This is a genomic window from Faecousia sp., assembly GCF_048519415.1.
GTDB lineage: Bacteria > Bacillota > Clostridia > Oscillospirales > Oscillospiraceae > JAZOXB01.
The window spans coordinates 1-12,349 of sequence record NZ_DBFZUT010000077.1 but is presented as its reverse complement, the minus strand read 5'-3'; the positions used below and the strand labels follow the sequence as shown (position 1 = coordinate 12,349).

The 12,349-nt window shown below is 60.9% G+C and carries 10 protein-coding genes, 1 tRNA gene and 1 pseudogene; 2 read left to right on the top strand and 10 right to left on the bottom strand.

The window, feature by feature from the left end:
* Positions 1-243: 243 nt before the first annotated feature.
* From ACMKFF_RS08155 to ACMKFF_RS08110, 10 genes and pseudogenes are all read right to left on the bottom strand, one after another.
* Positions 244-1,410 carry a hypothetical protein gene (locus ACMKFF_RS08155; protein ID WP_419496616.1) on the bottom strand — a complete coding sequence of 389 codons (1,167 nt, stop codon included), beginning with the start codon at positions 1,408-1,410 and terminating at the stop codon, positions 244-246.
* Between the two features lie 79 nt (positions 1,411-1,489).
* Positions 1,490-1,861: a preprotein translocase subunit YajC gene (yajC, locus tag ACMKFF_RS08150; protein WP_349135327.1), complete on the bottom strand. Its 372-nt coding sequence runs from the start codon at positions 1,859-1,861 to the stop codon at positions 1,490-1,492.
* Positions 1,862-1,942: 81 nt separating this feature from the next.
* On the bottom strand, positions 1,943-3,073 hold the full coding sequence (gene tgt, locus ACMKFF_RS08145; protein WP_349135326.1) for a tRNA guanosine(34) transglycosylase Tgt: 1,131 nt from the start codon (positions 3,071-3,073) through the stop codon (positions 1,943-1,945).
* A gap of 52 nt (positions 3,074-3,125) precedes the next feature.
* Complete coding sequence (queA, locus tag ACMKFF_RS08140; protein WP_419496615.1) at positions 3,126-4,151, bottom strand: tRNA preQ1(34) S-adenosylmethionine ribosyltransferase-isomerase QueA; 1,026 nt, start codon at positions 4,149-4,151, stop codon at positions 3,126-3,128.
* Positions 4,152-4,173: 22 nt separating this feature from the next.
* Positions 4,174-4,815: a TIGR03936 family radical SAM-associated protein gene (locus ACMKFF_RS08135; RefSeq protein ID WP_419496614.1), complete on the bottom strand. Its 642-nt coding sequence runs from the start codon at positions 4,813-4,815 to the stop codon at positions 4,174-4,176.
* Positions 4,808-6,643: a TIGR03960 family B12-binding radical SAM protein gene (locus tag ACMKFF_RS08130; RefSeq protein ID WP_419496613.1), complete on the bottom strand. Its 1,836-nt coding sequence runs from the start codon at positions 6,641-6,643 to the stop codon at positions 4,808-4,810. The genes ACMKFF_RS08135 and ACMKFF_RS08130 overlap by 8 nt, the downstream gene beginning before the upstream one ends.
* Before the next feature lie 9 nt (positions 6,644-6,652).
* Positions 6,653-7,516 carry a glucose-1-phosphate thymidylyltransferase RfbA gene (gene rfbA / locus ACMKFF_RS08125; RefSeq protein WP_419496612.1) on the bottom strand — a complete coding sequence of 288 codons (864 nt, stop codon included), beginning with the start codon at positions 7,514-7,516 and terminating at the stop codon, positions 6,653-6,655.
* 83 nt (positions 7,517-7,599) lie between these two features.
* A pseudogene (locus tag ACMKFF_RS08120) lies at positions 7,600-9,294 on the bottom strand (polysaccharide biosynthesis protein).
* 208 nt (positions 9,295-9,502) lie between these two features.
* Positions 9,503-9,982, bottom strand: coding sequence for a S24/S26 family peptidase (locus tag ACMKFF_RS08115; RefSeq protein ID WP_417323843.1), 480 nt, complete (start codon positions 9,980-9,982; stop codon positions 9,503-9,505).
* Between the two features lie 60 nt (positions 9,983-10,042).
* Positions 10,043-10,933, bottom strand: a complete 891-nt coding sequence (locus ACMKFF_RS08110; protein WP_367927562.1) for a sugar phosphate isomerase/epimerase family protein — start codon at positions 10,931-10,933, stop codon at positions 10,043-10,045.
* A gap of 97 nt (positions 10,934-11,030) precedes the next feature.
* On the opposite strand from ACMKFF_RS08110, the gene ACMKFF_RS08105 reads away from it, so the two are divergent.
* Both ACMKFF_RS08105 and ACMKFF_RS08100 read left to right on the top strand, forming a co-directional pair.
* Positions 11,031-11,867 carry a YihY/virulence factor BrkB family protein gene (locus ACMKFF_RS08105; protein ID WP_419496611.1) on the top strand — a complete coding sequence of 279 codons (837 nt, stop codon included), beginning with the start codon at positions 11,031-11,033 and terminating at the stop codon, positions 11,865-11,867.
* A 165-nt stretch (positions 11,868-12,032) separates the two neighbouring features.
* A tRNA-Ala gene (locus ACMKFF_RS08100) sits at positions 12,033-12,108 on the top strand.
* Positions 12,109-12,349: the final 241 nt, after the last annotated feature.

Here is a 12,349-nt window from a genome sequence, read left to right as displayed (position 1 = left end):
CGCATCATTCGTCCAATGCTTGTACAGTTCGTGACATAGTTCTCGCGTCATCGCCTTTAACTGAATTGTTGGCATGTTAGACCTTACCCACCTTATTATTCCGACTTATTGATTTGTTTAATTCTATCATCTGGCTTTAATCTATGCAAGAACAAGCCCAGCAGACATTACTGCCGGGACTGAAACTGTCTTACGACCACCCGCATTTCCGCCGTCCCGGTTTTTATAGAGCATGCCTTTCTGTTAGGACTTCCGGTCATCCCGCAGAGCGCCGGTCTCCGTATCGCGCGAATAGTGGCGCAGGAATTCCCACACAAGCTCCGCCATGGACGGCGCGGGCCAATGCGGGAAATTGTCCACGGAGACGATCTGCAGCGTGTCGTCTCCATAGCGGTCCGTCACCGTGCCGATGTAGTGGTCGCAGCCGTAAATGCGCCGTACCTCGGTTTTGGAGAACGGCATGCCGATGCGGCGGCAGACGAGATCCTCGCTCTCCGCACAGGCGAGGACCTCCTCGAGCGTGACCTCGGGGCAGTTACAGGAACGCAGGCGAAGATTCAGTGATTCGACCTTGTATGCGGCATTCGGGGCCTGCACCGGCAGGCGGTTGCGTGCCGTCTCCCGTCCGCGCGGATTCGTGCGGCGCGCGTCATACGTGCCGCGCTGCGGCGCATCCTCATAATAAGGCACAAGATATAGGCCCTCCTGCTGGCCGCAGACGGTCAGGATCGGGACGCGCACCTGAGCCGCGTGCTGCACGCGCTCTTCCGGCTCCATCCCCATGGAAAACGGCCCGGCAAGGCATCCGCACGGCGCAGCTGCAGCCAGAAGCTCCGGCCGGGCGAACAGCAGGGCATTTGTCTGCGCGCTCCCCTGCGAATAGCCCGTGCAGTACACGCGGCCGGGGTCGACCGGGTAGTCCCGCGTCAGAATGTCATACAGACGCAGGAGATTTTGGAGCGAGTGATCCTGCGGAATGCAGACGATCAGCTCCTCGCGCGCTGCGATGGGCAGAAAACCGGAGCACTCCTCCCAATTGATCGGCATGCTACTCCCGTGGAGCACGAACAGCAGCGGGTAGCGGCGGGAGCTTTTTTCTCGTGCCGAAACGGGCGTGAACAGCGCCCAGCGGTGATAGAAGTCATTGCGCTCCATCACTTGCTTGTCCAGACCCTGCGCGTGCCACTTCTGCACATAGGCCGGATCCATTTCGTCGCCGTAGCGGATGTAGTCTTCAAATTGCAGCACCATCTGCCGCCCCATTTCGCTGTGGATGAGCGCTTCGATGTCGCAGCCCTCTGCCGCGATGCGCGGCGTGCGGTCGCGCAGGGAAATCAGCTCGCGGTCCCCGCTTTCCGGCTTGCTCCAGACGACCGGGATGTCCCAGAGGTACAGCTCTGCATAGTCCATTTGGTTTCCCCCAAATATAGGAAGGAACTGCTGCATGCGCTGCGGCAGGTCCGTTTTATCCTGAGATCGGAATTGCCGTTTACAGGCCGTTCTTCTTCTCGTTCTTTTTGCGTTCCTTTTCGGCCTTCTTGGCGGCGGCCTTCTCCTTGGCGGCAGCCTGCGCCTCGGCGCGGGCCTTCTGCGCAGCCTCCTGTGCGGTGTTATTCGTCATAACAGACCACTTGGCCAGCTCCATGCGGACGCGGTCCATGCTGGTCTCGATGACGATATTGTCGCCCTTGATGTCGACGATCTTACCGACGATGCCGCCGATGGTCGTGATCTTGTCGCCTTCCTTCAGAGAATTGCGAAGGTTCTCTTCTTCCTTCTTTTTCTTCTTCTCGGGGCGGATGATCATGAAGTAGAACACCGCGACCATAACGACAAGGATAAGGATCATGCTGTAGTCCATAGGATTTTCCTCCAGTTTTTCACATTGTTTTTATTATACAGGCACATAGCTGCCATTGCAAGAAAAATATTATGAATTTTTTTAGATGCGGCGGTCGAGCCGCTCGGAGTATGTCCGGCGGAATTCCTCGAACCGGCCTTCGTCCAGCGCCTGACGGATGCGTTCCATCAGCTTGTTGTAAAAATACAGATTGTGCATGACGGAAAGCCGCATGGCCAGCATTTCCTCTGCCTTGAACAGATGGCGCAGATACGCGCGGGAATAGCGGCGGCAGACCGGGCAGTCACAGGCCGGGTCGATGGGCTGCATGTCGCGCTCGTATTTCGCGTTCTTCAGATTGATGGCGCCCTCCCAGGTGAAGAGCTTCGCGTGTCGCGCATTGCGCGCGGGCATGACGCAGTCGAAGAAGTCTACGCCGCGGGCGACGCCCTCAATGATGTTCGACGGTGTGCCGACTCCCATGAGATAGCGCGTTTTGTCCTTCGGCATATAGGGCTCGACGGCGTCGATGATGTCGTACATCGTCTGCGTGCTCTCGCCGACGGCAAGGCCGCCGATGGCATAGCCCGGAAGGTCCAGCTCGGCGATCTGCTGCATGTGGCGGATGCGCAGGTCGGCGTAGGTACCGCCCTGGTTGATGCCCCAGAGCATCTGCTGCGGGTTCACCGTGTCCGGCAGGGCATTCAGGCGGGCGTTTTCCGCCTTGCAGCGGACGAGCCAGCGATAGGTGCGGTCGACGGAGCGGGCTACATAGTCATAGGGCGCGGGATTCTCGATGCACTCGTCAAAGGCCATGCAGATATCCGAGCCGAGGTTCGACTGGATCTGCATGCTCTCCTCCGGGCCCATGAAGATCTTGTGGCCGTCGATGTGCGAGGCGAAATACACACCCTCCTCCTTGATCCGGCGCAGGCTTGCCAGCGAGAATACCTGAAATCCGCCGGAGTCCGTCAGGATCGGGCCGTCCCACGTCATAAAACGGTGCAGGCCGCCCAGATCGTGCACGAGCCGGTCGCCGGGGCGCAGATGCAGATGGTAGGTGTTGGAAAGCTCGACCTGACAGCCGATGGCCTTGAGATCCGCCGCGCTCAGTGCGCCCTTGATGGCGCCCTGCGTGCCGACGTTCATGAACACGGGCGTCTGCACCGTGCCGTGCGCGCAGGTAAATACGCCCCGCCGCGCCTTCCCTTCGGTTTTTAACAGTTGAAACATGGTATACTCCTGCACATATGCTTATATTTAACAATATAGAAATTATGTGAAATTACTCGATGAACATGGCATCGCCAAAGCTGAAAAATCTGTAACGCGACTTTACGGCCTCGTGATAGGCGTGCATGACATGGTCATAGCCCGCAAAGGCGGACACCAGCATGATGAGCGTGCTCTCCGGCAGATGGAAATTGGTGATGAGCGCGTCCATCGCACGGAATCGATAGCCGGGATAGATGAAGATATCCGTCCAGGCGCTCTTTTCCGTGAACGTGCCGTCCGGCTCGGCCAGCGATTCCAGCGTCCGGCAGGATGTCGTGCCGACGCAGATGATGCGGCCGCCGTTCTGCCGCGTGCGGTTGAGCACCTCGGCCGTCTCAGCGGAGAGCATGCAAAACTCGCTGTGCATATGGTGCTCCGTGATCTCGTCTGCCTTGACAGGGCGGAATGTTCCGAGTCCCACATGCAGCGTGATATACGCAAGCGAAACACCCTTGTCCGCAATGCGCTGCAGCAGCTCCTTTGTGAAGTGCAGTCCGGCCGTCGGCGCGGCGGCGGAGCCGGTGACGCGGGAATAGACCGTTTGATAGCGCTCGCCGTCGGCTAGCTCCTCGCGGATATAGGGCGGAAGCGGCATTTTGCCGAGGCGCTCGAGCAGCTCGAGGAAGATCCCCTCATAGTGGAACTGCACCAGGCGGTTGCCGCCCTCCTCCTCGGCCGTGACCGTCGCGGTGAGCGCGCCGTCGCCGAACGAGAGCTCCGCACCGGGGTGCAGTTTGCGGCCCGGCTTGGCAAGGCATTCCCAGACGCCGCCGCCCTTGTCCTGCAGGAGCAGCAGCTCCACGGCTCCGCCCGTCGGCACGCGGTGGCCGAGCAGGCGCGCGGGCAGCACGCGCGAATCGTTCATCACAAGGCAGTCGCCCGGCTGCAGGTAGTCCACGATATCATAAAAATGCCGGTGCTCCAGCTCGCCGGTCTCCCGGTGGAGCACCATCAGGCGGGAGCTGTCGCGCTGCTCCAGCGGTGTCTGTGCGATGAGCTCCTGCGGCAGATCATAGTAAAAATCACTGGTTTTCAAGAAATTCGTCCCTTTCCAAGCATTAACGGAATACCTCGCCCTGCTCATCGAGCATTTCGAGTCTGCGGCAGCGGACAAAGTCCGGCTTTGCTTCCGGCAGATAGCGCTCGATGGCGGCGGCAAGCAGCATGGGGTTGAGCGACGGCTCCTGCGCGCTGACCTCGCACGTCAGCAGCAGCGCGCCCGGCGCAGCCTCCACATGATAGGCGTGCAGCATGGGGCGGATGTCCGTCTCAGCCATGCCGCGCTTCGTGCGCTTTTCGACCACGAGCTCCGGCCGTTCCAGCAGGGTTGTGATCGCGGCAGGCTCCGGCACGGCACCGTCATATTCCAGCGTGAGCAGCGCGCGCAGGCGGCGCAGCTCACGGGCCTTGCGCGTGCTTTCATAGACCTCCAGCACCCGCACGCCCTCCGGCAGGACGGCGTTGAGTGCCTCCGGTGTGACGGCAAGCTCGCCGTCCAGCTCGTATTCCATGAGCTCGCACACGCTCTCCATGCCGACGCTCAGCGGCAGCAGCATGGACACATAGGCATGCGGCGTGAAGCCCTGCGAATGGTGCAGTACCACACCGGCCCGGCGGAATGCACGCTGCATGAGCCGCATCAGGTCCAGATGCGACATCCAGACGGCGCGGCCCGTTTTTTCAAAGCGGATCCTATGCATCGCAGCGCCCTCCCTTCAGAAGGCAGTTTGCGCCGCAGCCGTTGCAGGCCGTCCGGCAGTCGGGCGTCGTTTCGGAGCGGTAGGCACGCTCGCGCTCGCGCAGCAGGCAGCCCGTGCTCACGCCGTCGGAGATCGTGTCCCACGGCAGCAGCTCGTTCAGACCGAAGCCGCGCGTCGTATAGAAATCCGGGTCGACGCCGCAGGCCGCGAATGCGTCCAGCCACGTCTGATAGGAGAAATACTCATCCCAGCCGTCCAGCCGCGCGCCGCGGCGCACGGCCTCCTCCAGCACGGGGCCGAGGCGGCGGTCGCCGCGGGCCAGAACGGCCTCAAGGCGGCTCAGATCGGCGGCGTGCCAGTTATACTCGATGCTCTTCGACGGCATATTGTCCTTGAGCAGGCGCGCCCGGCGGAGATATTCCTCCGGCGTGATCTGCTTCTCCCACTGGAAGGGCGTGAACGGCTTCGGAACAAAGAAGGCCGTTGCCACATGGATGCGCACGCCGCGCTTTTTGTTGCTGGCGTGCTCGCGCCACGTCTTCAGGATCTCATAGACGAGCTTTGCGATGCCGAGCACATCCTCGTCCGTTTCCGTGGGCAGGCCGAGCATGAAGTAGAGCTTCACATTGTTCCAGCCGCCCTCAAAGGCGATGGCGCAGGTATCGAGGATCTCCTGCTCCGTGACATTCTTATTGATGGCGTCGCGCAGGCGCTGCGTACCGGCCTCCGGCGCGAACGTCAGGCCGCTCTTGCGCACCTGCTGCAGCCGCAGCATGAGATCGCGGGAAAAATTGTCCGCGCGCAGCGACGGCAGCGAGAGATTGATCTTGCGCGGCGCGCAGTAATCGAGCATGGCATCTGCCAGCTCCGGCAGGCCGCGGTAGTCGGATGTTGAAAGGCTGGAAAGCGTGATCTCATGGCAGCCTGAATTTTCCAGAGACTCAATGGCCTGACGGCGCAGCGTCTCGGGCGAGCGGGGCCGCACCGGACGGTAGGTATAGCCCGCCTGGCAGAAGCGGCAGCCGCGGATGCAGCCGCGCATGACCTCGAGATTTGAGCGGTCATGGACGATTTCCGTATTCGGGACGATGCCGTCCGTCGGATAGAGCGCCGTATCCAGATCCTGCACGATGCGCTTTGTCACGCGCGCAGGCGCGCCGTCCAGCGGGGTGACCGAGGCCAGCGTGCCGTCGGCATTCCACTCGTGGCGGTACAGCGACGGCACATACACGCCCTCGATCTGCGCCACGGCGCGGAGAAATTCCGGCCGGCTCCAGCCCTCGCGCTTAGCGCGGCGATAGAGCTCCAGAATTTCCGGCGTGCTCTCCTCGCCCTCGCCGACGGAGAAGAAATCGATGAAATCCGCCAACGGCTCCGGGTTATACACGCATGCGCCGCCCGCAAAGACCATATGCTCCAGTCCCGTGCGGTCGGCCGCATGCAGCGGCACGCCGGACAGGCGCAGCATATTGAGCACATTCGTATAGCTCATTTCATAGCCGATGGTAAAGGCAATGAGGTCGAACTCCGACACCGGGTCGCCGCTCTCAAGCGCATACAGCGGCAGGCCGTTTGCGCGCATGGCATCCTCCATATCACCCCACGGGGCAAAGACGCGCTCACACCACACGCCCTCCATGCGGTTCATGACCGCATAGAGGATGCGCATGCCGAGATTAGACATGCCGATCTCATAGGTATCCGGAAAGCAGAAGGCAACGCGCAGCTCAACGCTGCGCTTGTCCTTCATCGTCTGTCCATATTCCCCGCCCACATAGCGCGCAGGCTTCTGTACGGTGGGCAAAATGCGTTCCAACTTTTCTGTCATAAAGCTTCCTTACTTGACGAGACTCAGCAGATACTGGCCATACTCCGTCATGCGGAGCTCCTGCCCCCGTGCTGCGACCTCCTCATCTGAAATGAATCCCTGCTCCCAGGCAATCTCCTCGGGACAGGCAATATAAAGTCCCTGCCGGGACTGCACGGCCTCTACATACTGCGCGGCATTGAGCATGCCCTCGGGCGTGCCGGTGTCGAGCCAGGCCATGCCGCGGGCCATCAGCTCCACATGGAGCCTCCCCTGCTGCAGATACAGCTCGTTGAGGGCCGTGATCTCCAGCTCGCCGCGGGCGGACGGCTGCAGGGTGTGCGCCAGCTTTGCCGCGTCGCCGTCATAGAAATACAGGCCGGGGACGGCATAGCGGGACTTGGGCTTTTCCGGCTTTTCCTCGATGGAAAGGACCTGACCCTGTGCGTCGAATTCCACGACGCCGTAGGCACTCGGATTCTTTACGGGATAACCGAAGACCGTCGCGCCCTCCGTTCGGGCTGCGGCGGCACGGAGCAGCTGCTCGAGCTGCGCGCCGTGAAACATGTTGTCGCCCAGCACAAGGCAGCACGGCTCGCCGCCGATGAACTCCTCGGCGATGAGGAAAGCGTCCGCAATGCCGCGGGCGACCGGCTGCACGCCGTATTCCACATGGATGCCAAACTGGGAGCCGTCTCCCAGCAGGCGGCGGTAGGACTCGCAGTCCGCCGGAGCCGTGATGAGCATGATATCGCGGATGCCTGCCATCAACAGCACGCTCAGCGGATAATAGACCATCGGCTTGTCATAGATCGGGATCAGGGGTTTGGAAACGGCGCGGGTCATGGGGTACAGGCGGCTGCCCTTGCCACCGGCGAGAATGATACCTTTCATCCGAATGTCCTCCCTATGATGTTGGATATGATATGCAAGCCGGGGTATCCCGGCGCTCGTACCGTTGTGTTTCCTCCCGGCACTTATGACACGTTCGCGGCCGGTCTTCCGCCTGCCTCCGGGTGATAGGTCGGCACGACCTGCGCCAGCAGCGTCCGGATCGCGGGTGAATTTTCCCGGCAGGCCGCTGCAAGGGCCGTGAGCTGCCGCTCAAAGGCAGGAACGTCGATGTCCAGCGGACGGCCGATATGGATCAGATGGTTCGGCGTGGAGCGAAGCCCCTCTTCCTGCATGAGCATCTCTTCATAGAGCTTCTCACCGGGGCGCAGGCCGGTATAGCGGACCTCGATATCCACGTCCGGCTCAAAGCCGGAAAGACGGATGAGGTTGCGGGCCAGATCGTCAATGCGGACCGGCTCGCCCATATCCAGCACGAAAATCTCGCCGCGGCCGGCATAAGCGCCCGCCTGCAGCACGAGGGATACCGCCTCAGGGATCGTCATAAAATAGCGGATGATGTCCGGGTGCGTCACGGTTACGGGGCCGCCCTCCTCGATCTGCCGCCGGAACAGCGGGATGACGCTGCCGTTGCTGCCGAGGACATTGCCGAAGCGCACGGCCACGAACTTCGTTTTGGAGCGCTCCGCCATGGTCTGCACGATCATCTCACAGACGCGCTTGCTCGCACCCATGACGTTCGTCGGGTTCACGGCCTTATCCGTCGAGATGAGCACGAAGGTCTCCGTGCCGTAGCGGTCCGCAGCCTGCGCCACATGGAGCGTTCCGAATACGTTATTCTTAATGGCCTCGTTCGGGCTTCCCTCCATCAGCGGCACATGCTTGTGCGCCGCAGCGTGGAACACGATGTCCGGCCGGTAGTGCGCAAACAGGGAGCTGACCCGCATTTCGTCGCGCACGGAGCCGATGCACACGGCAAGGTCCAGCTCCGGATGCGTGCGGTGCAGCTCCTGCTCGATGGCTTAGGCGTTGTTTTCATAGATATCCAGCAGCACAAGGCGCTTCGGCGTATGACGCGCGATCTGGCGGCAGAGCTCGCTGCCGATGGAACCGCCGCCGCCCGTGACGAGGATCGTCTTGCCGGACAGGTAGCCCGCGATCTGGGAAAGGTCGACCTTCACGCAGTCGCGGCCGAGCAGGTCCTGCACGTCCACATTGCGGATCTTCTGGATGTTGACCTCGCCGTTTGCCAGCTGATAAATGCCCGGCAGGATCTTCAGGCGGCAGCCTGTCTTTTGGCAAAGCTGCAGAATATTTCGCCGTTCGCGCACGGCTGCCGTCGGAATGGCCAGCACGATCTCTTCGATGCGGCGGGACTGTGCCAGTGCGACAATGTCGTCCCGCGTTCCGGCGATCTTGACGTTGCGAATGTACTTGCCGAGCTTGTCGCGGTCGTCGTCGATGACGCACACCACGTTGTTCTGGGAATTTTCGCTCGTCTGGAATTCCCGCAGCACGAGCATGCCGGCGCTGCCTGCACCGATGAGCATTGTGCGCTTCTTGCGCTTTTCACTGCCGGAGCGGTGCAGGATCGTGCGGATGAGACGATAGGAAAAGCGTGATGCACTGAGCAGCGCCACCAGATACAGCCCGGCCAGAACCGGGAAGCTGCGCGGCAGGTCGAGCACGCCGAACAGGATCAGCAGCAGCGTCGCGGCGGCAAACAGAAAGCAGGCACACAGAATGTGCAGCAGCTCCTCCACTCCGGCAAATTCCCAGAGGCTGCTGTAGAGCTTCAGCGGTATGAACAGGGCGATCATGCCGATTGCCATCCACGGGAAAGCCGCATGCAGTGCAGGCAAAAAGCCGCTGTCACGCATGAGTGTGTGGATGCTGAGGTCGAATCGCGACAGCAGCGCCAGCAGGCATGCCAGATACAGCAGCATGACGTCGAGCAGCATCAGGCATGCGACGCGGACGACGAGCTTCCAGTTGATTTCGGATTTGCGTTGTTTCATAGACTCTCTCTCATTTCTGCCCTTTCCTGCCGTTCCCCGGCAGGACTGCCCGCAGGTGGAAGATCGCCTGCCTGCACCAGCGCAGGCGCGGCCACAGCGCGCAGTAGACCCGGTAGCCGGGCGCCCTGCGCGTAAAAAAATGTCCTTTTCGTTCGAAGGCCACAGCCCGCGCGATGACCTGCTCCGGCCGGATCCCCCGCTCCGGCTCGGTCTGGCGGTCCCCGCAGAAAACGAGCGTGCCGTCCTGCCCGAAGCCGGTCAGGCGATGCAGCACATAGCTGCCGTCGGCGCGGCGGTAGAGCAGGACCTCACCCCGGCGCAGACGCTCCGGCACGGGGCCGAGCGTTACGCGGTCACGGCCGCCGGCCAGAAGCGGCAGCATGCTTCCGCCCGTCACGGTCAGCACGACGGTAGCTTCCAGCCGCTCCCGCAGCAGAGGCTCCGCCTGTGCAAGATGCAGCGGACGCGGCGTATGCGTATTTTTCTCCACTCGCCGCGCCCCCTCTGCGCAAACCGCTTTTCTTCCGCACCGGTTTGTGGTATACTAGGATTATAATTCTGCAAGCACCTGCAGCGTCTGGGCTGCGGCCCGCAGCTGGATGACGCGGACGGCCCGCGGCATACGCGCCAGCTCCACGACCGGCTCAATGTTCAGGACACCGCGGAAGCGGATGTCCCGCAGAGCGTCGAAGATCGGCTTCCACTCCAGCGTTCCGTAGCCGGGGAACAGATGCAGGTCCTCAAAGACCGGCCGGATCAGGCCGTAGTTGTCGTTCAGATGCAGCGTGGCCAGATTGCCGCGCCACGCACGGATCATCTCCGGCACGTCCTGCCCGCTGATGTGGGCATGGCCGGTGTCGAGGCAAAGCTGCACACGGTTCGAGCCAATGCCGTAGACGAGCTCCAGCATGTCTTGGGCGGTTGTGTAGGGCACGGGCGCGTCGCCCGGCTGCTGCAGATGGCGATAGTCGAACGTGTTTTCCAGATTGATCACAATGTCGAACTTCTCCGCCAGCGGCAGAAGCTCGTGGAACCAGCGGACGTTCCAGTCGTGGATGCGCGGCCAGAGGCTGCGGTCCGGCATGCGGTGCAGATACAGCACCGGATGGAAGATCAGCTGGCGGCAGCCGAGGATGGCGCAGGCCTCCATCGTCCGCTCATAGATTTCATAAGGTGATTCGTAGTGCAGGTCGTCCGGAATGGCCTGCTCCCAGGAGGCGTGTGCCTGCGTGATGGGCAGCCCGATCCGGTCCGCCGTGCGGCGCACCCCGCGCGCCCACTGGCGCCAGTCGTCTCCGCGCAGCGGCGCGTCCTGCGGGCGGCTGTATACGCTCAGCGGGAAATCGAGGCTGTCGAACCCCGCGTCCCGCACCGTCTGCATCGCGTCCTCGACGGTGGTCTCCAGGCAGAAGCTTGCCATGGCGCTGCTGATGAAATGCACGATGTCCGTGCCTCCTTTGCCGCATTCTCTTTTTCCAATTCAGTATACCATCGTTCCGTTTCTTTGTCAAATGAACTTCGCCGGAGGGAGATATAAAATGAAAAGAATGCCAGATCGGCTCGCGGCTCCCGTCCGCTTCATCCGCCGGATCGCTTCGTTCCGCGTTCCGCTCTATGCCGCAAATGCGTCGTTTTATCTGGTGCTGTCCGTCTTCCCCGCGATTCTGCTTGTTCTGGCGCTGCTGCCGCACACCGGCCTGACGGAGGCGGACCTGCTCTCTGCCCTGCACGGCGTGATCCCATCTGTGTTCGAGCCTGCGCTGGAGTGGGTCGTCCGGGACCTCGGGAGCAATTCGTCCCTCACGCTCATCTCGGTCTCTGCCATTATGGCCATCTGGTCGTCCTCTCGCGGCGTTTACTGCATCAAGACCGGCCTGAACGCGATCTACGGCGAGCGCGAGAGCCGCGGCTATGTCTATACGCGGCTGGTCAGCGTGCTTTATACCGTGCTGCTGCTTGCCGCCCTCCTGCTGACGCTGGTGCTGCATGTCTTCGGCAGCCAGCTTACCGCGTGGATCGCCGGAAAGCATGTGCCGATCCTGCGCCTGCTGTCGCGCGTGCTTCGCTTCCGGGGCCTTGTGCTGTTTGCTCTGCTGACGCTGCTGTTCTGGGCGATCCTGTGCGTTTTCCCGAACCGCCGCATTCCCCTGCTCCGCGCGCTGCCGGGCGCGGCCGGTGCCTCGCTCGGCTGGCTGGTGTTTTCATCGCTGTTCTCCGTCTATGTGCAGCACTTCGGCTCCTACTCCGTGTTTTACGGCAGCCTTGCCGGCATCGCCATGGCCATGCTGTGGCTTTATGTGTGCATGTCCATTCTGTTCTACGGCGGCGTGCTCAATTGCCTGCTGTTCGAACGAAGATCGCAGCAAGGGAAATAGGAAATATATCGTTTTAATATGAATTTTTGAATCTGTATTCTGACGTCAAATTTTTCTGCCGAAAAAAATCAAAAAAATTTGAAAAAAGTACTTGCAATTTGGCAGGAGGCTTGATATAATACCCGTGCACTGAGGGAAACGACACAGCGTCAGAAAAGTTCATATGGGGGTATAGCTCAGCTGGGAGAGCGCTTGAATGGCATTCAAGAGGTCAGCGGTTCGATCCCGCTTATCTCCACCAAAAACCATCGATTTCATTTGGAATCGATGGTTTTTCTATATTTTTCAGTCTGTTTTGTGCTGGGAATTTTCGCCTTGGACAACAAATGGACAACAGACCTTCTCAATTTCTTCTTTCTTACTGTGGGAAGGAAGAAGTTATGGCATCTGTCAAAGAAGAAATAATCACGCCGGACTTCCCTTCCCCGGGAGCCCGGCTTTCTTTTACTCCAGATATTTTTTCAGCTTCTTCATGTGGTCGA